The organism is Aeromonas fluvialis, assembly GCF_000819885.1.
Lineage (GTDB): Bacteria > Pseudomonadota > Gammaproteobacteria > Enterobacterales > Aeromonadaceae > Aeromonas > Aeromonas fluvialis.
Map to the genome: position 1 here is coordinate 1 of NZ_CDBO01000068.1, position 21,112 is coordinate 21,112.

Here is a 21,112-nt window from a genome sequence, read left to right on the forward strand (position 1 = left end):
CGAGCAGTAGCTTGGTGGCGTTTGTCTGCTGTCGATTGTTTACACAATCGCAGGCTGACGAAAAAGTTGGTTGCGGGGGCCGGATTTGAACCGACGACCTTCGGGTTATGAGCCCGACGAGCTACCGAGCTGCTCCACCCCGCGTCCGAATTTTCTCGAAGTGGCCGAGCAGTAGCCAGTTCGATTATTCCTTTTCCACCAACCGGTTACACCGGTTTGACTGGTCAGGATCTCAGATGGTTGCGGGGGCCAGATTTGAACTGACGACCTTCGGGTTATGAGCCCGACGAGCTACCGGGCTGCTCCACCCCGCGTCTGAGGTCGCCAATAATAGGCGCCAGCGCACAGATTGCAAGTAAATATCTCAAAAAAAGTTTATTCGTAGATTAATCGGACAAATAGTGAGGTCATTAGCAGCATCATGCTGTTTTTTCAGGCAATCGAGTCCTTACCAAGCATCCGGCACTACACTCAACAAGCTGAACACTCCTCATTTTGGGTAGGTACAATATGCGCATCTCCGCCGGTCACTGCCGTCAGTTGGGGGCCACACCCGACAGTAACGGCGTCAACTTCGCGATCTGGGCTCGTCTGGCCAGCCGGGTCGAACTGCTGCTCTTCGCAAGCGCGGAAGATGCGACCCCCGAGGTGATCCCGCTCTCCCCGCGCCTCAACCGCACCGCCTATTACTGGCATATCCATGTGGAGGGGATCTCGGTCGGGCAGCGTTACGCCTATCGCATTCAAGGCCCGTGGCGCCCATATGGCGGCACCCGCTTCGATGCCGAGAAGGTGTTGCTCGACCCTTACGGCCGCAGCATCGAGCTTGGCGCTAATTACGATCGATGGGCGGCGGCCCGTCCGGGCAGCAATCTGGCTTGCTGCGCCAAGAACAAGGTGGTCGATACTCGCCACTACGACTGGGAAGGAGACAAACTGCCCGCACACTCCCTCTCCCGCTCGGTGATCTACGAGCTGCATCTGGGGGGCTTTACCAAGTCCCCGAGCTCCGGGGTCGATCCGGCGCTGCGTGGCACCTATCTCGGGCTGATTGAGAAGATCCCCTATCTGCAATGTCTCGGCGTCACCGCCGTCGAGCTGTTGCCGGTGTTCCAGTTCGATCCCCAGGATGCGCCAAAGGGACTCTCCAACTACTGGGGATACAGCCCCATGTCTTTTTTCGCCCCCCACGCCCAGTACGCCTGCGGCGATGATCCGCTGACCGAATTTCGCGACATGGTCAAGGCGTTGCACAAGGCCAATATCGAGGTGATCCTGGACGTGGTTTACAACCACACTGCCGAGGGGGGCGATGATGGCCCCACCTTCTCGTTTCGCGGCATCGACAACGAGGCCTACTACATCCTCGACAACAACCAGAAGGACACCAACTATTCGGGCTGCGGCAACACCTTCAACGGCGCCCATCCGGTGGTGCTGCGGATGATCATGGACAGCCTCCACTTCTGGCGTCAGGAGATGCACGTCGATGGCTTTCGGTTTGATCTGGCCGCCATTCTGTCGCGGGACGAATCGGGTCAGCCGCAGGCCAATGCACCTACTTTACGCACCATAGATACCGACCCCAACATCGCCGACATCAAGCTGATTGCCGAAGCCTGGGATGCGGGGGGCCTCTATCAGGTGGGGTCACTGGCCGGCGCCCGCTGGCGTGAGTGGAACGGGCAGTTCCGGGATGATGTGCGCCGCTTCCTGCGCGGGGATGACAACAGCGTCACCGCTTTTGTCGAGCGACTCTGCGGCAGCCCCGACATCTACCACTATCACCACGCCGATCCCGAGAAGAGCATCAACTTCGTCACCTGCCACGACGGTTTTACCCTGTGGGACTGGGCCAGTTACAACAGCAAGCACAACGAGGCCAACGGGGAGGAGAACCGTGACGGCTGCGATCACAACTTCAGCTGGAACCACGGCCACGAAGGGGTAACGGAAGATCCCCAGATCAACGCTCTGCGGATGCGCCAGGCCAAAAACATGATGGTAGCGACCCTGCTCTCGGTGGGATCCCCCATGCTGCTGATGGGGGATGAGCTGCTGCGCACCCAGCGGGGCAACAACAACGGTTACTGTCAGGACAACGCCACCTGCTGGATGGATTGGCAGCCTACTCCCCGCAGCCAGGAGATGTTCCGCTTTATGAAGGAGCTGATCCAGTATCGCAAACACCTGTTCCAGCGCCCGGAAAAGGAGAGCATGCCGCTGTCGCTCACCGAGATCCTGCGCCACAGTGAGATCTGCTGGCACGGCGTCAATGCCATGCAGCCCGACTTCACTCCCCACTCCCATGCCATCGCCATGTCAGCGCTATCGAGCGAAACCAAGCTGGCACTCTATGTGCTGTTCAACGCCTACTGGGAGCCCCTCACCTTCAACCTGCCGAGCCCGCCCAAGGGGGTCGGCGGCTACTGGCGGCGGATCCTCGATACCGCCCTCCCATCGCCGCAGGATATCTGCACCTTCGGCATGCCACTGGAGGGATTGACCCGGGAGTATCTCGCCCAGCCGCGCAGTAGTTGCCTGTTTATCTGCGGGGCCGACGACTTCTATTGATCGATAACTGCTGATTGATAGCAGTGAATTGATAGATGCGATACCTGCAAGCCAGATATGCAAAAGCCCCGAGTGTTGGCTCGGGGCTTGCTCTTTTCAGCAAGAGGCTCAGACCAGCTGATAGAGCGCGCTGGTCGCTGCGATCTGGGCGATCAGCAGGCCACACAGAGAAGTGGAAACCACCACTGGCGCGGTATCACGCTGCAGATAGAGCGGGCTGAACCAGAGCAGCAGAGAGGCCACCAGCAGCGCTGCCTGGGTCACCACCGCCGGGATCAGGGCATCGAGATTGGCCTCACCCCCTTGCCAGCCCACCAGCACTGCCAACCAGACAAGGCTGGCCATCGCCCCCACCAGACCGGCCAGCGGCAACAGGGTGTTGAATGCCTTGAGACGATGACGGGCCCGCAGCAGCATCAGGTGGGCAAAGGCCGCCCCCAACATCGCCATCTGCAGCAAACCGCTCACCCAGCCCTGCAGTTGCAGCAGCCCGAAGCCATAAACAGCGAGTGGCAACGCCGGTAGCCAGAGCAGTGTCGAGGGGACTGAACGCTTGCCCTCCAGCCGTGACTGGGCCAGCGACAAGCCGACCCCGAGCAGCAGGGCGGCACCACCACTCCAGATGAGCCAGCTGGCCGCCTTGGCCTCGACCGCCAGCATCAGAGAGAGGGCGGTAATGACCCAGATGGAAAAGAGCTGCTGAGTGATGCGCGAGCGCTGGCCGGGGCAGATATCACCGCGCCACAGCACGATACCGAGGGCAATGAGGGCGCCAAGCGCCATCAAGCCGGTAAGGGGAAAGAGCCAAAAAGGGAGTTGGACGAACACGACGCCTCCAGCAGTAAAGATTCGAGGTGCGCCACCGAGGCGCCAGAGAGGGGCGAGTATACCCAAACCGAGGGCTATCCCCAATCGCGACAAACAATCGTGGGCAAACAATCCGGGGCAATTTGTCGCCAGCAGGGCCCACCTTGAAGAGCGCCCTGCTGGCAGCCATGCCCATAGTGACGGGATGCGGCGCTGGCTTTAGCCCTGACCACGGGCCAGCGCCACCACCCGGGCAAACATCTGGCGGATCACCGGCGGAATATGCTCGGCGCCGAGCCGCTCCGCCTCTTCCACCACCGCCAGCGCCATTCCCGGCTTGCTGCGGTGATGAATCGCCTTGTTGATGATGTGACTGGCACTCCACATGGTGCGCCCACCCACCCCGGCCTCGCGGCGAAACACGGCTTCAAAACCGTTGTGATAGAGGTAGTGCTCGATGTCGGCGGCCGGGAGCTGGGTCAATCGGTCCCGCTCCCGCTCTCCCTTGAGCTGGCCCCGGGCCGAGGTGGCATACTTGAGCCCCGCCTCGTCGCCATCAGTCAGCAGGTGCCATTCGATACCAAAATCACGTGCCACCTTGATCAGCGGCGACTGGCCACACTGGGCAAACTCGATGATCCGCACCCCTTCGGCCCGTAAACTGTAACCGCAGATCTGCGCCAGCTCGGAGAGCAGCCAGATCTCGGTCTCCCCCTCCACCAGCAGCCAGCAACGGGCAAACAGCGACATGGGGCGGTTGATCCGCACATGGAAGGCGATCTTGCGCAGATCGTCGCTACTGTAGCGCTCGCCGCCCAGCTGGTGACAGAGGATATCCTGCTGACGGCGCACCAGCCGCCGCACCTGATTGAGCGGCAGGGAAGAGAGCAGATCCCCCGAGTTGGTGGTGAGCAGCTTCTGGCCCGGCAGTTGTTCCAGCAGCCCCCACGCCAGCGCCAGCATGGTCGGGTGCAGTCGGCTCTCCGGGTCCTCCAGGATCATGATGGGGCGGGCCCCCTCCTCCAGCTCGCGGTTGCCCCGCGCCTGCAGCAGGGTAGCCGCCATCCCCGCCATCGCCAGTTGCAGCGCACGATTATCGGCGCGGCGCAGCAGGGTATGCAGGTTGCCAGGATTGCGCAATGTCATGGGGCGATTGATGATGTCGCGCTGACTGCGCGGTTTGTTCTTGATGGGGGCCAGGGCGTTGAAATAGTGATCCATCAGCTGGCGCACCGCCTGCAACGCCTCCTTGAGCTCCGGCTCGCCGATGCGCTGGGGTTCATCGATCAACTTGTTGGCCAGCTCGCTAAGGCGGTGTTCGGAGAGATCTCCCCACTGCAGGGTCTCCACCCCGTTGCGGGCACTGCGGGCATCCCGCAGCCGGAACACCGGGTTCATGGTGATAAGCAAGCAGACCAGCTCGTGGGCATTGGCGATGGGCAGGCTCTTGCCTACCCCGTCGAGAAAGTCGTGAATGGTCAGCACAGAGCCATCCGCCTGCAGCTCGGCGCTCGCGCGATAGTGAATGCGGTGGAATTTGTCTTTGTGCAGCACCCAGGAGGGGCAAAGACGGGCCAGCCGACGGGAGTGCTGACACATCTGGGGTCTGTGCTCACTGAAGGTGAGCACCAGTTGCAAGTGGCGCGCCGGGGCCAATTCGGGATCTTCCGGTTGGTGAAAATCCTCGGCGGTGAACTGATAGGGCTCGGCATCCTGCCCCAGCAGACACCAGAGGGCGCGCAGCAGGCTCGATTTACCCCAGGTGTTCTCGCCGATCAGCACCGTGGTCTGATCCAGCCCGAGCGACAGGCGATTTATACCGCGAAAACCTTTGACTTCAATACGTTCCAGAAACATCCTGCCATGTCCACATCATTGTGATGGGGCAATAGTGGCAAAGTTACCGGAAAAATCCTATCGCAGGCGGGGCTTTTTCAACGTGAACTGTGAGGCACTGCAGGTTCGGGAGGGGTAACGACAGCGGTGCGATCTTGCGGGGCATTCCAGTGGCTGAACCAGAGGTGACGGGTACGAATTTGACGTTTGCGATAATTCAATGGGCATTCCTTTCAATGGATAAGTGGTAGAGGATACTCCTCTTTTGCCCAAAGTCTCAGGGCTATCTGTTACGGGAAGATGACAATTGCGCCCGCCATTGCCCCGGCGTCAAACCAAACGCTTCGCAAAAACGATTGCCGAAATGGGCCTGGGAAGAGAAGCCACACTGACTGGCGATGCTGGCTACCCGATAACGGTCTTGGTCGTGAGGCCGGGACGTGAACGTGAGCGGGTGATCAGCCTGATCGGTAATCTGGTGATCTTCGCACCGCCCTTAAGCGAGTGGCGCATTCGCCCGACCAAGGCAGCAAACGACCCTTGCTCCTGAGCCAGTCAGCCCCTAAGGTAGCGCCATTCGATAGGCATGATGGCGACACGAGAGGGCGAGATGTTACTGGAAGGGCTGGAGACGCTGAGCCTGCTGGCGAGCGAAGGGACCATGGCCAAAGTGGCCAGTCGCCTCTATATCAGCCAGTCGGCGGTGAGCAAGCGGATTGCCCAGCTGGAGCAGCGCCTCGGCAAGAAGCTGATCGAGCCGGATGGGCGCCAGATCCGCCTCACCCCGCAGGCAAAGGAGCTGCTTGAGCGAGTGGCCCCGAGTCTGGCCGAGATGAAGGGGGTGCTGGCCGATAGCCAGGATCTGGCGGATCAGAGTCCCCTCCCCATCGCCTGCTCCGAAACCCTGCTGGCGGGCTACCTCGCCCACTTTATGCGCGGCTATCTGGAGCGCGATCCCCACCTTGCCCTCTCTACCCACCACACCCCGGTCATTCTGGCGCGGGTGCGCAGCGGTGATGCCCTGCTCGGCATCTGCGCCGGTCGGCTCCCACCCGGCCATGGCCTCGGCGCCGATCTGCTGCTTGAGGAGCCCTTTTATCTGGTGGGCGAAACGCAGCAGAGCCTGCCACCAGCCAGCGCAGAAAGCAGGCGCAAGATCCTCACCATGGATCTGGAGAACCCCTCCAACCGCTACCTACGCGAACCGCTGGCAGATATGGGATTGGAGCCCACCATGGAGCTCGACTCCTATCTGGCGCTCATCGAGCTGGCCAAGGCAGGCATTGGCCCGGTGCTGCTCCCCGCTGGCCTGTTGGGGCAGGTGGGAGAACAGGGGAAGATGGCCCGCCCACTGCCCGGACTGGGCCGCCCCCTGCATCTGGTCTATCGGCCAAACAGCCTAAAGCGCGAGCGCATTGCCCGGCTGGTCAGCGCCCTGCACCAACACTTTCGCCACTGCAGCGACACGCCGAGCTAACTGCTCAACCCAGTAGATGTGACAACGGGGCCCGAGGGCCCCGTTAACAATTGCGATGCGGCAAGCAAGGCGCACATCAGATCCAGGCAAACAGCTCCGGATACTGGCTCCACACCAGCTTGGCAGACATCAGCAAGGAGACGGTCACCAGCAGCGGCTTGATCAGCTTCACCCCTTTTTTCAGCACCATTTTGGAGCCAAAACGAGCGCCGATAAACTGCCCCAACGCCATGCAAAAACCGACGCTCCACACCACCTTGCCACCGAGCGCAAAGAACAGCAGGGAGGCGATATTCGAGGTGAAGTTGAGCAGCTTGGTGTGAGCGGTAGCACGCGCCATACCAAAGCCCGCCAGCGCCACGAAACCGATGGCGAAAAACGAACCTGTGCCCGGCCCGAAGAAGCCATCATAGAAGCCGACACCGCCCCCCACCAGCAACGCAAACAGCATGGGGGTCAGGCGGCGGGAGCTCTCGGCATCGCTCACCCGCGGCGAGAAGTAGAAGTAACAGGCAAACGCCATTAGCAGAAAGGGAAGCAGACGCGCGAGAATGGCGGCGTCTATGGTCTGCACCGCCAGCGTGCCGATGGCAGCACCGATAAAGGTGCAGATGACCGCAGGCCAGATCATGGCCCACTCCAGCAGCCCCTTGCGGGCATAGAACCAGGTGGCGGAGAAGGAGCCAAAACTGCTCTGCAGCTTGTTGGTACCGAGTACCAGCGCGGGCGGCATGCCGGTGGCAAGCAGGGCGGGCACCGTCAGCAGGCCACCACCGCCAGCGATGGCATCGATAAAGCCGGCGACAAGCGCCACACCGAACAGGGCAAACAGGGTAACCAGTTCCAATTCCATCCATAGACCTCACGAGAGTGGGTTGCCCGGAGGGGCCGGGCAACCGGAGATAATACAAGGGGGGTTGTGCAAGGGCTGCACAGGCTGTCCGCTATCCTAGCGGGCCACTGTCGATGAATCTAACGAAACACTGGCAGTCAATTAATTCCTGATTTTCATTAATTTGAGCTGCCGCGCCCCTCAGAGGGCCCGTTAGCAAGCCGGTGAAGCGACGTTCGCTTCCTTGATGGCCGCCAGCACCTCACAGAGATGATCCTCGTCGGCTCCGGGGAAACGGCTGACCCGACCGGCCATGTAGCGGCTGCTGAACAGATTGAACCAGTGCTGCAGTGCCTGCCCCGCCTTGAGCTCCCCCGCCACTTCCAGCACACAGGCCGCCACCTCCGCGGTGCAGAGGTGCTCATCGCAGTTGGCGACCCGCATGCCGTAGGTGGAGAGCGCATCGGGTTTGATGGCGAGCACCGGAAAGCCGTCCAGATAGGGGCTCTTGTTGAACATCTTGCGCGCCTCCGGCCAGGTGCCGTCGAGCAAGATAAAGAGCGGCTTTTTGCCGGGTGCCAGCGTCACCTCGCCGGTCAGGCGGGCAGGCTCCTTCTCGCAGGCGGGAAATACCACATAGGGCTGCCAGGCAGGATCGGCCAGCAGGGCCAGCAACTCGGGATGGGGCTCGGTGCGCGACCAGAGAAATGCCCAGGTGGTGTCCGGCAGCACGTCGGCGATGAGGCGGCCGGTGTTGGAGGGTTTCATCGGCTCGCTGTCGTACATCAGCAGGCAGAAACCGGCCTCTGCTTTGAGCTCGGGGCGCCACTCGCAGGCACACCAATCCTCGCGCAGCTGACAGGCCGGACAACGGGCCAGGGTGCCGCCACGGGCAAGAAACGGTCGGGTAGAGATACTCTTGCGCCAGGCCCGCAGGCGGTTGACGGCGTGATCAGGAACAGGCTTCATCTAGGTTCACTACTGGAGTCAAAACAGCAAGGGCACAAACATGTCAGGGCACCCAAAGGAGCCTGCTAACAAGGGTAGCGCCAGAAAAGGGCAGGATTGTAACCAGTTACGGGCAGGTGGAACAGCAATCTGTGCCCTGTCACCCCGAACAACCGACCTTATGACTCCTGACAGCTGCGCAGCAGCGCCAGCAACAGGCTGCCATCACGCAGCGCCTTGTGCACCTGCACCGAGGTGGGCTTGGTGGGATCTTCGTAGAAGTGGGTGGATTCAATCTGCAGCCGCACCAGATAGTCGGCGGGCAACTGGCTGGCCAGCGACTGGTGCAGCATGGGGAACAGCAGCCGATCGGCGCGGGTGATCTCGCCCCCCAGCAGCAACTTGCCCGGATTGAGCAGGCAGATGAGGTTGGAGAGCACCTTGGAGAGGCGGCCCGCCGCCTGATGGAGAATATCCTGACAGAGGCTGTTACCCGCCAGCGCCAACTCGCACAGCTCGCGGATAGTGACGCTCTCGGGCAAGTCGTGCTCCTGCATCCGCTCGCGCAGATCCCGGTATTGCGCCTCCAGCGCCTGATTGGTCACCAGGGTGCAGGCACAGCCAAAACCGCCGCAGTAACAGCGCTGGCCATAGGGTTCGAGTTGCAGGTGGCTGAGATCCCCGAGCAGCGCATTCTCGCTCTCGATAAGCTGGCCATTGACCACCATGCCGACCCCAATGTCGTTGTGGACAAACACCAGCACCGCATCGGCGCAATTCTTGGCGGCCCCCCACTCCCGCTCGGCCTGGATCCAGGTACGCACATCACCGCTCACCAGCACCGGCACCTCGAATGCCTGTTGTAGAGTGGGGCCAAGCGGCCAGTTGCGCAGATCGTAGAAGGGGAAGTGCTTGACCATACCGGAGTGGCGCTCAACTTGCCCGGGCAAGCAAAGCGCAATACAGGCCAGACTGAGGGACTTTCTCGGCAAAAACACCTTGATGGCGTGAACCAGACTGCCCAGCAGATCGGCGCGTTCCTCCTTGGTGAAGAGGTGGCGCTGGCGGGCCAGCGAGCGACCGGAGAAATCAAACAGCGCCATATCCACATAACCACGGCCAAGACGCATGGAGAGAAACTGGAAGCGGCGCTCGTTGATACGCAGCAGGGTCTGGCGACGACCCCGCCCCACCGAACTCTCGCCACAGGTGACCACCAGCCCGCTATCGAGCAACTCGCGGGTGATCTTGGTGATGCTAGCGGGAGAGAGGCCGGTCAGACGAGAGAGATCGGTGCGCGACAGCTCCTTGTGCTCCTCCAGGCTGGCATAGACCAAGCCATAGTTGAGCTGGCGGATCAAGTCGATACTGCCTTTCACGATCTCATTCATAGGGTATGGATTAAGGGCTGAAACTGGGGGCTCCGATTTTCACACATTATTGCTCAATCCCCAAATAAAGCGCGGTCTGAACCGGAGTTCAGACCGCATCTTTGGGTGCATATCGCCAAGATGATCGGGGTCAATAACGGAACTGGGAGACCAGTTTGCGCAGTTTATCGCCAGTGTTGGCCAAATCGCGGGTAGTGCTGTTGGACTCCATGGCGGCATCGGTCAGCTCGCTGACAATCTGCTGGATCGCCACCAGATTTTTGTTGATCTCCTCCGAGACCGCATGCTGCTCCTCCGCCGCGGTGGCAATCTGTATATTCATGTCGTTGATGGTACTGACCGCCATTACCATGCTGTCTAGGGAGGTGGCGATGTGGCTTGCCTCCTGCACCGTCTCCTGGCTGCGATCCTCGCTCGCCTGCATCACATCCACCGCCTGCTTTACCCCCCCTTGCAAGCGCTGGAGCATCTCGTTGATCTCCTTGGTGCTCTGCTGGGTACGACCGGCCAGCGAACGCACTTCGTCCGCCACCACCGCAAAGCCGCGTCCCTGTTCACCGGCACGGGCCGCCTCGATGGCGGCGTTCAGCGCCAGCAGGTTGGTCTGCTCGGCAATGCCGCGAATGACCTCCACCACGGAGCCAATCTTGGCGGTCTCTTGCGCCAGCTGCTCGATAACCCCAGAGGCGGTATGCACCTCGCCCACCAAGCGGTTAATGCTGTTGATGGCACCACTCACCACGCCACGGGCAGCATCCGATTCCCGGGCGGCATCGCTGGTTGCCATCGCAGCATTGGAGGCACTGGCCGCCACCTCCTGTGCGGTGGAGTTCATCTCGGTCACCGCGGTGACCACCTGATCGGTCTCGCGACTGTGACCATGCATCTGCTTGTCATAGTGCTCGCTCAGGTGATGGAGCTTCTCCACCGCACTGAAGAGGTGATTGCTGGTCTCCCCAACCTGACTCACCACCGACTGGATCCGCTCGACAAAACGGTTGAAGGCGCTGGCCAGCTGGCCAATCTCATCCTGGCTTTGCACCTTGAGCCGCTGGGTCAGATCCCCGTCGCCATTGGCGATATCGTTCAATGCCAGCACCGCATCCGCCAGTGGCTTGGTGACCCGGTTGCCCACAATGACAGTTGCCGCAAGGGTGATACCAAGGATAAGCAGGATCACCAGCACACTGCTACGCAGCGAGTCATACATGCTGCGTTCTCTCTCCTCACGCAGGACCGCCAATTCATTGTCGATATCATCGATATAAAAACCGGTACCAATGGCCCACTGGTATTTGTCCAGCACCAGAGTAAAGGCCAGTTTGGGGGCATCGCGCCCGATGGAGGGCTTGGCCGTCCAGTATTCGGTAAAACCATCCCCCTGACGGGCCGACTTGAGGACCTCCTGGATCAGCAACTTGCCCTTGGCATCCTTGTCGTTCCAGCGATTTTTCCCCTCCAGCTCGGTACGCACCGGCAGCAGTATGGTATTGCCCTCGAAGTCATAGACAAAGAAGTAGCCATCACTGCTGTAACGCAGCGGCCTGAGCAGCTCTTTGACCTTTTGACGATTTTCCGGCGAATCCGGCAGGGAATACACGGCATCGACGGCGGTTTTGGCCATCATGATGTAACTGCTCAGCAGCGCTTTACGCTCCTTGATGGCATTTTCCCTCGCCACCACCAGATCAGACTCCAGATCGCTCTTGGAGACCATATAGTTACTGAGATTGACCACCAAGGCCATCAACAGTACGGGGACTGCACCCAGTAACAGGATTTTCTGCTTTAGCGTCATCTTTCACATCCTTGCAGTTGTTTTTATAGGAATTCCTAGCTTACTCATCAGTATAGGTGCTGGCAGTACGAGCCCAGCTTTCGTTACAATTCCCTTAAACAAATCGGCCAGAACGTGAAAATCATGAATCTTTGTCCTTGCGGCTCACCCCTTTCTCTCGAATTGTGCTGTGGCTCACTTCACAGTGGCGCGGTGGCTGACACCCCGGAGCAGCTGATGCGCTCGCGCTATAGCGCCTTTGTACTGGGCTTGGGGGAGTATCTGGTCCATAGCTGGCATCCGGCTCATCTTGGCGGCCTGACTGTTGCTGAGCTCTCCCACACTGATACCCGGTGGGATGGACTCGAGATCATCACCAGCCAGGGCGGCCCGGAAGATGAGACCGGGATGGTGGAGTTCAAAGCCTGGTTTCTGGAGGGGAATGATCACCACTGCCTTCATGAACGATCCCGCTTCGTGCGTTATCAAGGGCGCTGGGTCTACACCGAGGGAGAGCAGGATCCGACTCCACTCAAGACGGGGCGCAACGATCCCTGCCCCTGTGGCAGCGGCAAAAAGCACAAGAAGTGCTGCGGCTGACCCATCACACCCCCACCAGACTCGTCAAACAGTGACAAGGGGCATCCGATGCCCCTTTTTTGTGTCTGCCATTCGCCACCAGCCCATTAACCGCTGCGATAACAAGCGTGACAAATGTCACATAATGCTCATTAACGCGCGAGCAAATGAGCGTTTGCGAGCGCAAATTTGGCCCATATCAAACATTTCCACTCAGAAGTAGGCCACACTGGCCTCATCTGGAAGAGATGAGACGGGCAACAATGAAAAGAATAACTACACAAGTCGTCATCATAGGCGGCGGTGCCACAGGGGCCGGCATCATGCGCGATTGCGCACTGCGCGGCATCGACTGCATCCTGCTCGAGCGCGATGATATCGCCGCTGGCACCACCGGCCGCAACCACGGTCTGCTCCACTCTGGTGCCCGCTACGCGGTGACGGATCAGGAGTCCGCCCGCGAATGCATCCAGGAAAACCACATCCTCAAGCGGATCGCCAGCCACTGTGTCGAAGACACGGGCGGCCTCTTCCTCACCCTGCCGGAAGATGACATCAATTTCCAAACCACCTTTATGGATGCCTGCGCCCTGGCCGGTATCGAAACCCACCAGCTCGATCCCGGTGAAGCCCTGCGCATGGAGCCCAACGCCAACCCGGCGATGATCGGCGCCATCCATGTACCGGACGGTACGGTCGACCCGTTCCGCCTCGCCGCCGCCAACGTGCTGGACGCCAAAGAGCACGGCGCGCGCATCTTTACCCACTGCAAGGTGCTGGGGCTGCTGCGCACGCAAGATCGGGTACACGGGGTCAAGGCGATCAATACCCGCACCGGCGAAGCGTTCGAGGTGGAGTGTCAGGAGGTGATCAACGCCGCCGGCATCTGGGGCCAGCAAATTTGCGAATACGCCGATCTCGGCATCCGCATGTTCCCGGCCAAGGGCTCCCTGCTCATCATGGATTACCGGATCAACCAGCTGGTGCTCAACCGCGCCCGCAAACCGGCGGATGCGGACATTCTGGTGCCGGGCGATACCATCTCCCTCATCGGCACCACCTCCAGTCGCATCGATTACAACAAGATTGACCAGCTCACCGTCGAACCCGAAGAGGTCGAAGTGTTGCTGCGCGAGGGTATCAAGCTCGCTCCCATCATGGCGCGCACCCGCCTGCTGCGCGCCTACGCCGGGGTGCGCCCGCTGGTAGCGGTGGACGGTGACGACACCGGCCGCAACATCAGTCGCGGCATCGTGCTGCTGGATCACGCCGAGCGTGACGGCCTCAAGGGTTTCAACACCATCACCGGCGGCAAGCTGATGACCTACCGCCTGATGGCGGAGTGGGCCACCGATCTGCTGGCCAAGAAACTCGGCAACAGCAAACCCTGCCAGACCGCCGAACTGAGCCTGCCCGGCTCACGGGATCCGGAAAAGGTCTCCGCTCCCGGTCTCTCGGTGCCGGTCGAAGGATCTGCCCAATACCGCCACGGCGAACGGGTCATCGCCTTCTTCCGTGACAATCCCAAAGCCAACGCCCTTATCTGCGAGTGCGAAATGGTCACCGCGGGTGAAATCGAATACGCCCTGCGCGAGCTGGATGTGGACAACCTCATCGATCTGCGCCGCCGCACTCGTCTTGGCATGGGCCCCTGTCAGGGCGAGCTCTGTGCCTATCGCGCCGCCGGTCTGATGCAGGAGTATGGCAAGGCTGACGGCCGTCAGGCCTGCGTCATGTTGCGCCAGTTCCTCGAGGAGCGTTACAAGGGGACCCGCCCCGTCCTGTGGGGTGATGCCCTGCGCGAGGCCGAGTTCACCTACTGGATCTACGAAGGGCTGTTTGGCCTGGGGGAATGGACGGCGCCACAGCTGGTTGCCGATACCCCACGCGGCTCAACCAGCGAGACCACTCACAAGGAGAGCCGTCATGAAGTTTGACAATATCGTTATCGGCGGTGGCATGGCGGGACTCTCGGCTGCCCTGCGGCTGGTGGAGGCAGGCCAGAAGACCCTGCTGATGGCATCCGGCCAGAGTGCCCTGCACTTCTCCTCCGGCTCGGTCGATCTGCTCGAAAGCGAGGGAGATCCCCGCACTGCCCTGCCCGCCTTTATGGCATCCCATCCGGATCACCCCTACAGCAAGGTGGGGATGCAAAATATCGAAGCGAGCCTGGCCGATCTGCAGCGCCACTGCGCCGAGCAGGGATTGCCGCTGGTTCGCCACGAGACCAATCACCAGCGCCTGACCCCCATCGGCACCCTAAAACGTACCTGGCTATCCCCCGATACCTGTGCCTGCGTCACCGATGCGCCGATCCCGGACGTGCTGCTGCTGGCCACCCTCGAAGGCTTTCGCGACTTTCATCCGGCACTGGCGGCGGCCAATCTGGCGACTCATCCGCGCTTTGCCCACTGCCGCATTCTGACCGGCGAAATCCGCCTGCCCCAGCTGGCGGAATTCAGCAGCAATCCCCACGAGTTTCGCTCCGCCGACATCGCGCGCCTCTGTGACAAGCATCATCTGGTGGCCGATCTGGCCCGCGAGATCAGCCGCATGGTGCAGGAGAGCGGTGTACCCGGCTGCCGCCATATCGTGCTGCCCGCCTGCCTTTCGCTGGGGCTGGTAGGCCCGCGTCTGGCGGAGCTGGAGCAACGTACCGGCTGCACCATCAAGGAGGTGGCCACCATGCCGCCATCACTGATCGGGATGCGGATGCAGGAGGCGCTCAAGCGCCGCTTTATGGCCCTTGGTGGCACCTTCCTCACCAGCGAGCGGGTGCTGGGCGCCCGTTATGAAGGTGACCGGGTGGTCGGCGTACATACCCAGAATGGCGATGATCAACTGTTCGAGGCGGACAACTTCGTGCTTGCTTCCGGCAGCTTCTTCAGCCGCGGGCTGGAATCCCGTCTGCGCGGCATTCGCGAGCCCATCTTCGATGCCGATGTGCTGAGTCTGGAGGAGCGTGATGCCTGGGCCGGTCGCCGCCTGTTCGATCACCACCCTTTCATGGGCTTCGGGGTCAAGACCGACGACAAGCTCAGAGTGCTGCGTGGCGGCAAGCCGCTCACCAACCTATATGGCGCGGGCAGTGTCTTGGCCCATTACGACCCAATTCGTGAAGGTTCCGGCTCCGGTGTTGCCGTTGCCACCGGCTGGCAGGCTGCCGGCCATATTCTGGGCGCGGCCCAATGATTACTACGTCCCATATCCCGTGTCTTCATCATCGCCGGGAGGAGAACTGACATGTTACTGGATCACGCCAACCAAACTTTCGATCAGTGCATCAAATGCACCGTCTGTACCGCCTACTGCCCGGTGGCCAAGGCCAACCCCGCCTACCCCGGCCCGAAACAGGCGGGCCCGGATGGCGAGCGGCTGCGGATCAAGAGCCCCGAGCTGTTCGATAGCGCCCTCAAGCACTGCACCAACTGCAAGCGTTGCGAAGTAGCCTGCCCGAGCGGAGTGCGCATCGGCGACATCATCGCCAAGGCCAAGCACCAGTACAGCGGTTTCAAACCGGGGATCCGCGAGTTCGTGCTCTCCCACACCGATCTGATGGGCAGCATGTCTACCCTGATGGCCCCAGTGGTCAACTTCACCACCGGCCTCAAGCCGATGAAACTGGTGCTGGACAAGGCGCTGGGGGTCTCATCCCACCGCGACCTGCCCAAATACTCCCAGGGCACCTTCCGCGGCTGGTACAAGAAGCAAAAAGAAGCGCAGGCCCGTTATGAGCGCCAAATCGCCTATTTCCACGGCTGCTATGTCAACTACAACCATCCTCAGCTTGGCAAGGAGCTGGTGCAGGTGCTCAACGCCATGAACATCGGCGTGCAGTTGCTGGAGCGGGAGAAGTGCTGTGGCGTGCCGCTGCTTGCCAACGGCTTCATGGACAAGGCCAAGCAGCAGGCGGCCTTCAATATCAAGCAGATGGAGAACTCCCTGCTGGGCAACGAGATGCCGCTGCTGGCCACCTCCTCCACCTGCGGCTTTACCCTGCGCGATGAATACCCCCACCTGCTGGAGCAGGACAACCACAAGGTACGGGATCGCATCTCGCTGGTGACCCGCTTCCTGTGGAACGAGTTCTACAAGGGCAACAAACCGGCGATGAAGCCGCTCAATCTGCACATCGCCTACCACACCCCCTGCCACATGGAGAAGATGGGGGGCGTCATCTATACCCTCGAATTGCTGCGCGCCATCCCCGGGGTCAAGGTGACGGTGCTGGAGTCCCAATGCTGCGGCATCGCGGGCACCTACGGCTTCAAGTCGGAGAACTACGAAACCAGTCAGGCCATTGGCGAAGGGTTGTTCGATCAGATCAACCAGCTCAAGCCCGATCTGGTGATCACCGATTGCGAAACCTGCAAATGGCAGATCGAGATGAGCACGGCGTTTCGTTGCGAACACCCCATCCATCTGTTGGCACAGGCACTTGCCTGAATCCCTCGGCCCTTGCGGTCGCATAAAAACAATCCACGCAGAGATAAACAAAGAGCCGGCAATTGCCGGCTCTTTGTTTGGTGCTCTCCCTCAGATTCAGGGGCTGTCTCTTGATCAGATCTTGATCCCCGAAGCCATCATCTCTTTGGCGGCAATAAAGCCGTCCAGTTTACTTTGCAGTAATCCCTCATGACCGACTCGGGTCTCATCTACCTAAAAATGAATAAATAAGCCACAGATGGAGATTGGCAATCCAACCAGGCAAGCGTGTTAAAGGCACATTGAGTGCTTGTGACTCAGAAGATGAGTGTCCCTGTTCGGCCCTTGGCCCCTCACCACCAGAGCGGGTAACCCCCTGACAAGCCATGGTGTTTCCAGCAAAAATGTAATCGAGATCTCATTTCGACCAATTGCCTCCCGCGGCGATTGATCTAGCGCAAACCCACCCCCGATAAATCATCATTGCCTATACCTATTTGGTAATGTATTCGGTGAGCAGTCGCATAAAAAATCGGTTTATTCACCGTCAACAAGAGACTGGTCTGCCCACTCCCGCGCCCTGCGGGCGTTGATGTCCACGCAACAAGATGGAACGGGTCAGGCCGCATCAAGACATTTATCTGGGAGTGATGATCGTGGGTTCACATAACAAACAAACCCGGCTGGGGCTCGCCGCCCTGCTACTGACCGGCCTGCTAGGCAGCAGTTGGGCTCAGGCCGAAGAGAGCACCAAGGGCAAGATCGAGGCACGCAACGAACTGTTCGCCAAGGATCACGCCGATCAGTTCAGCAGCTGGAAAGCTACCAGCGATAGCAAGGAGCGCAGCGATGCTCTGGCTGAGGATCCCAACATGGTGGTGCTCTGGGCCGGCTACGCCTTTGCCAAGGATTACAACAAGCCCCGTGGTCACTTCTATGCCCTGACCGACGTGCGCGAGACCCTGCGCACCGGCGCTCCGAAAACCGCCGAAGATGGCCCCCTGCCCATGGCTTGCTGGAGCTGCAAGAGCCCGGACGTGGCCCGGGTGATCGACGAGCAAGGCGAGGATGGTTACTTCAAGGGGATGTGGGCCAAGGGCGGCCCGGAGATCGTCAACACCATCGGCTGCGCCGACTGCCATGATACCGCCTCGAAAGAGTTCAAGGAGGGCAAGCCTGCCCTGCACCTCTCCCGCCCCTATGCTGATCGGGCCATGACCGCCATCGGCAAGCCGTTCAAGGAGCAGGGCCGCTTCGATCAGCAGTCCCAGGTGTGCGGTCAGTGCCACGTGGAGTACTACTTCACCGGCCCCACCAAGGCGGTGAAATTCCCCTGGGATGATGGCACCTCGGTCGAGCAGATGGAGGCCTACTACGACGAGCTGGGCTTCGCCGACTGGACCCACGCCGTCTCCAAGACCCCCATGCTCAAGGCCCAGCACCCGGAATTCGAAACCTGGCGCGCTGGTATTCACGGCCAGAACAATGTGGCCTGCGTCGATTGCCACATGCCTAAGGTTCAGAACGAGCAGGGCAAGGTCTACACGGATCACAAGATTGGCAACCCGTTTGATCGCTTCGAGCAGACTTGCCGCAACTGCCATACCCAGAGCAAGGAGATGCTGCAAGGCATCGTCAAGCAGCGCAAAGACGCCGTTATCGAGACCAAACTCAAGGTCGAGAAGCAGTTGGTGCGCGCCCACTTTGAAGCCAAGGCTGCCTGGGATGCCGGTGCGACCGAGGCCGATATGAAAGATATCCTGCAAGACATCCGTCACGCCCAGTGGCGCTGGGACTATGCCATCGCCTCCCACGGGGTGCAGATGCATGCGCCGGAAGTAGCCCTCAAGGCTCTGGGCAGTGCCCTCGACAAGGCCGCCGACGCCCGCACCAAGCTGGCGCGCCTCTTAGCCACCAAGGGTATCAGCCAGGAGATCGCCATGCCTGACATCTCCACCAAGGAGAAGGCCCAGGCCGCCCTTGGCATGGACATGAAGCAGATGAACAGCGACAAGGCCCAGTTCCTCAAGACCACTGTTCCCGCCTGGGATGCCGAGGCCAAAGCGGCCGGTCGGCTGGCACAGTAACCGATAGCAGCGGGCCCGCCGGTCGGGCCCGCTGCAGGATGGAGGCTTCATATGGGTGATTTGACGATGAATTTCTTACGACCGATGCTGATGGCGGCCATGCTGCTAACCAGCGTTCAGGGCCAGGCCGCCGAGCAGACAGCCGCTCCCGCTGCCGTGCCCCCCACCCACGAGGTGGAATTCTTGCGCAGCGCCGACAAGGCCTGTACTGACTGTCACAAGGATCAGGAAGACGTCATGCACGGCAAGCATGGCAAGGCGACCAATCCCAACAACCTCAAACCGGTGACCTGCACCAACTGTCACGGCCAGCCCTCGCCCAAACACCGGGAAGGGGTCAAGGATGTGATGCGCTTTAGCAACAGCTTTAGCGACAATAAGAGCACAGAGGCGTACCCCATCGTGGAGCAGAACAGCGTCTGCATGAGCTGCCACGAACCCAAGCCCCTGCGCGAGGCGCTCTGGGCCCACGACGTGCACGCCACCAAGCTCACCTGCACCAGCTGCCACGCTCTGCACCCTGCCAAGGAGCCCATGGTGGAGATCCCGGAAACAACCCGCATCAAGCTCTGCGTCGACTGCCACAGCAAACAGCATGAAGCGGCCAAGGCCAAGGTCGAGGCAAACCAGACCAAGGTGACCCCGGGCAAGGAGGCATCATGAGCTGCTCTCGCCGTCAATTCATGGCGGGGATGAGCGCCGGGGCCCTCATCATGATGACGGGGCCGACCCGCTCGCTCGCCAGCTCTCTCGCCCACACCCAGACCATCGACGGGGTGCGCTACGGCATGCTGCATGACGAGCAGGCCTGCATCGGCTGCACCGCCTGCATGGACGCCTGCCGGGAAGTGAACCAGGTGCCGGAGGGGGTCTCGCGCCTCGAGATCATCCGCTCCGGCCCCGTTGGAGAGTATCCTGACGCCGAGTACCACTTCTTTCGCAAGTCCTGCCAACACTGCGAGAACGCCCCCTGCGTCCACGTCTGCCCCACCGGCGCCTCCCATATCCGTATGGAGGATGGCATCGTCGATGTGGACGCGGATCTCTGCGTCGGTTGCATGTATTGCCTGGCCGCCTGCCCCTATCAGGTGCGCTTCATCAACCCGGTCACCCGGGTCGCCGACAAGTGCGACTTTTGCCGCAAAACCAACCTGGCGGCGGGCAAGGAGCCGGCCTGCGTGGAATCCTGCCCCACCAAGGCGCTGGTGTTTGGCAACCTGGATGATCCCGATAACCCGCTCTCCCAACGGCTGGTGAAGGAGACCACCTATCGCTACAAGCAGGCGCTCGGCACCTCGCCCAAGATGTACCGCGTGCCCAAAGGGGAGATAAAGTCATGACCATGCAAGAGGCATTTCACTTCCCCTCTCTCGTTTGGAACTGGCCGATCGCCATTTACCTGTTCCTGCTCGGCATCTCCGCCGGGGCCGCCACCCTGGCTGTGCTGCTGCGCCGCAAGGGGGCTGGCAGCGAGAGCGGTATCATCAAGGCGACTGCCATCCTGGCACCCGCGAGCGTGATCCTGGGCTTGTTGATCCTCATCTTCCACCTGGCCCGTCCCTGGACCTTCTGGAAGCTGATGTTCCACTACCAGTTCGACTCCGTGATGTCGATGGGTGTCATGCTGTTCCAGCTCTATATGGCGGTGTTGTTCGCCTGGCTGACGGTGGTGTTCAGAAGCGAGATCGAGGGGCTGCGCGTCCGGTGGTTTCAGGATAAGTTCGCCTTTGTGGATGGCCTGATCGCCCTGTTGGCTCGCGTCGAGCGGCTGCTGGCCCCCGTCCTGCTGCTGCTGGCGGTGCTGCTCGGGGCCTATACAGGCTTCCTGCTCTCGGCGCTCAAGACCTACCCGCTGCTGAACAACCCGGTATTGCCGGTGCTGTTTCTGGTCTCGGGCATCAGCTCGGGCATCGCCTCTACCATTTTGCTGGCGGTGACTCTGTTCAAGGAGAACCACCACAGCCAGGGGGTCAGTTTCGTGCACCGCTTCGAGCGTCCCATGCTGGCGGTAGAGATCCTGCTGCTGGTCTGCTTCTTTACCGGCCTCTACTTCGGTGGCGGCCAGAAAGAGGTGGCCATGTGGGCCGCCATCGGCAGCGGTTTCTGGGCCCAGGTGTTCTGGGTGGGAGTAGTGGGTATTGGCATGGTGTTGCCCCAACTGATCGCCTTCCTGACCCCGGCCCCCCTGCGGGAGAAGAGCGGCCATCTGGTGCTGGTATGCAGCCTGACCCTGGTGGGGATCCTGCTGTTGCGCTACTTCGTGCTCTACGCCGGTCAGATGACAGTGGTATAAAGGGATGTATCACAAGCGCCAGCCGCCCATGGCGGCTGGCGCTTGTTTGTTGTTAACCTAATGAATTTCTGGTCATGCCACACCCG

Annotated in this window: 18 protein-coding genes and 2 tRNA genes; 11 read left to right on the forward strand and 9 right to left on the reverse strand. The window is 60.7% G+C overall.

What is annotated here, in order from left to right:
- Window positions 1-67: 67 nt before the first annotated feature.
- Both BN1125_RS14370 and BN1125_RS14375 read right to left on the reverse strand, forming a co-directional pair.
- Window positions 68-144 (reverse strand) — tRNA-Met (locus tag BN1125_RS14370).
- Window positions 145-237: 93 nt separating this feature from the next.
- Window positions 238-314: transfer RNA gene (locus tag BN1125_RS14375), tRNA-Met, on the reverse strand.
- A 196-nt stretch (window positions 315-510) separates the two neighbouring features.
- Here BN1125_RS14375 and glgX point away from each other — a divergent pair.
- Window positions 511-2,574 carry a glycogen debranching protein GlgX gene (glgX, locus tag BN1125_RS14380; RefSeq protein WP_042013101.1) on the forward strand — a complete coding sequence of 688 codons (2,064 nt, stop codon included), beginning with the start codon at window positions 511-513 and terminating at the stop codon, window positions 2,572-2,574.
- 108 nt (window positions 2,575-2,682) lie between these two features.
- On the opposite strand, the gene BN1125_RS14385 is transcribed toward glgX, so the two are convergent.
- The 3 genes from BN1125_RS14385 to BN1125_RS18680 form a co-directional block, all read right to left on the reverse strand.
- Window positions 2,683-3,402, reverse strand: coding sequence for a hypothetical protein (locus BN1125_RS14385; protein WP_042013102.1), 720 nt, complete (start codon window positions 3,400-3,402; stop codon window positions 2,683-2,685).
- 198 nt (window positions 3,403-3,600) lie between these two features.
- A complete protein-coding gene (locus BN1125_RS14390; protein WP_042013103.1) occupies window positions 3,601-5,238 on the reverse strand; it encodes an ATP-dependent endonuclease in 1,638 nt (545 codons plus the stop codon).
- A 262-nt stretch (window positions 5,239-5,500) separates the two neighbouring features.
- Complete coding sequence (locus BN1125_RS18680) at window positions 5,501-5,692, reverse strand: helix-turn-helix domain-containing protein (RefSeq protein WP_280136084.1); 192 nt, start codon at window positions 5,690-5,692, stop codon at window positions 5,501-5,503.
- On the opposite strand from BN1125_RS18680, the gene BN1125_RS19730 reads away from it, so the two are divergent.
- Entirely contained in the window at window positions 5,645-5,767 is a 123-nt protein-coding gene (locus BN1125_RS19730; RefSeq protein ID WP_280136083.1) for a hypothetical protein, read from the forward strand. The two genes, BN1125_RS18680 and BN1125_RS19730, sit on opposite strands and share 48 nt — an antisense overlap.
- Before the next feature lie 60 nt (window positions 5,768-5,827).
- Window positions 5,828-6,694 carry a LysR family transcriptional regulator gene (locus BN1125_RS14395; protein ID WP_042013104.1) on the forward strand — a complete coding sequence of 289 codons (867 nt, stop codon included), beginning with the start codon at window positions 5,828-5,830 and terminating at the stop codon, window positions 6,692-6,694.
- A 76-nt stretch (window positions 6,695-6,770) separates the two neighbouring features.
- On the opposite strand, the gene BN1125_RS14400 is transcribed toward BN1125_RS14395, so the two are convergent.
- The 4 genes from BN1125_RS14400 to BN1125_RS14415 form a co-directional block, all read right to left on the reverse strand.
- Complete coding sequence (locus BN1125_RS14400) at window positions 6,771-7,547, reverse strand: TSUP family transporter (protein ID WP_042013106.1); 777 nt, start codon at window positions 7,545-7,547, stop codon at window positions 6,771-6,773.
- A 192-nt stretch (window positions 7,548-7,739) separates the two neighbouring features.
- Window positions 7,740-8,495, reverse strand: coding sequence for a tRNA-uridine aminocarboxypropyltransferase (locus BN1125_RS14405; RefSeq protein ID WP_042013107.1), 756 nt, complete (start codon window positions 8,493-8,495; stop codon window positions 7,740-7,742).
- Between the two features lie 158 nt (window positions 8,496-8,653).
- Window positions 8,654-9,865, reverse strand: coding sequence for an ROK family protein (locus BN1125_RS14410; protein ID WP_042013108.1), 1,212 nt, complete (start codon window positions 9,863-9,865; stop codon window positions 8,654-8,656).
- 130 nt (window positions 9,866-9,995) lie between these two features.
- The gene (locus BN1125_RS14415) at window positions 9,996-11,663 is read right to left on the reverse strand and encodes a methyl-accepting chemotaxis protein (protein WP_042013110.1); all 1,668 of its coding nucleotides are present in this window, start codon (window positions 11,661-11,663) and stop codon (window positions 9,996-9,998) included.
- A gap of 123 nt (window positions 11,664-11,786) precedes the next feature.
- Between BN1125_RS14415 and BN1125_RS14420 the strand changes: the two genes are divergently transcribed.
- From BN1125_RS14420 to nrfD, 8 genes are all read left to right on the forward strand, one after another.
- Complete coding sequence (locus BN1125_RS14420) at window positions 11,787-12,242, forward strand: YchJ family protein (protein WP_084202323.1); 456 nt, start codon at window positions 11,787-11,789, stop codon at window positions 12,240-12,242.
- 242 nt (window positions 12,243-12,484) lie between these two features.
- Complete coding sequence (gene glpA / locus BN1125_RS14425; protein WP_042013112.1) at window positions 12,485-14,158, forward strand: anaerobic glycerol-3-phosphate dehydrogenase subunit A; 1,674 nt, start codon at window positions 12,485-12,487, stop codon at window positions 14,156-14,158.
- Window positions 14,148-15,413 (forward strand): glycerol-3-phosphate dehydrogenase subunit GlpB, encoded by a 1,266-nt coding sequence (glpB, locus tag BN1125_RS14430; RefSeq protein ID WP_042013113.1) that lies wholly within the window; start codon window positions 14,148-14,150, stop codon window positions 15,411-15,413. Before glpA ends, glpB begins: the two co-directional genes overlap by 11 nt.
- 51 nt (window positions 15,414-15,464) lie before the next feature.
- Window positions 15,465-16,667 (forward strand): anaerobic glycerol-3-phosphate dehydrogenase subunit GlpC, encoded by a 1,203-nt coding sequence (glpC, locus tag BN1125_RS14435; protein ID WP_042013115.1) that lies wholly within the window; start codon window positions 15,465-15,467, stop codon window positions 16,665-16,667.
- A 629-nt stretch (window positions 16,668-17,296) separates the two neighbouring features.
- Window positions 17,297-18,733: an ammonia-forming nitrite reductase cytochrome c552 subunit gene (gene nrfA, locus BN1125_RS14440; RefSeq protein ID WP_042013271.1), complete on the forward strand. Its 1,437-nt coding sequence runs from the start codon at window positions 17,297-17,299 to the stop codon at window positions 18,731-18,733.
- A 51-nt stretch (window positions 18,734-18,784) separates the two neighbouring features.
- On the forward strand, window positions 18,785-19,396 hold the full coding sequence (gene nrfB, locus BN1125_RS14445; RefSeq protein WP_042013116.1) for a cytochrome c nitrite reductase pentaheme subunit: 612 nt from the start codon (window positions 18,785-18,787) through the stop codon (window positions 19,394-19,396).
- On the forward strand, window positions 19,393-20,073 hold the full coding sequence (locus tag BN1125_RS14450) for a 4Fe-4S dicluster domain-containing protein (RefSeq protein ID WP_042013117.1): 681 nt from the start codon (window positions 19,393-19,395) through the stop codon (window positions 20,071-20,073). Before nrfB ends, BN1125_RS14450 begins: the two co-directional genes overlap by 4 nt.
- Entirely contained in the window at window positions 20,070-21,026 is a 957-nt protein-coding gene (gene nrfD / locus BN1125_RS14455; protein ID WP_042013118.1) for a cytochrome c nitrite reductase subunit NrfD, read from the forward strand. The genes BN1125_RS14450 and nrfD overlap by 4 nt, the downstream gene beginning before the upstream one ends.
- Window positions 21,027-21,112 lie beyond the last annotated feature (86 nt).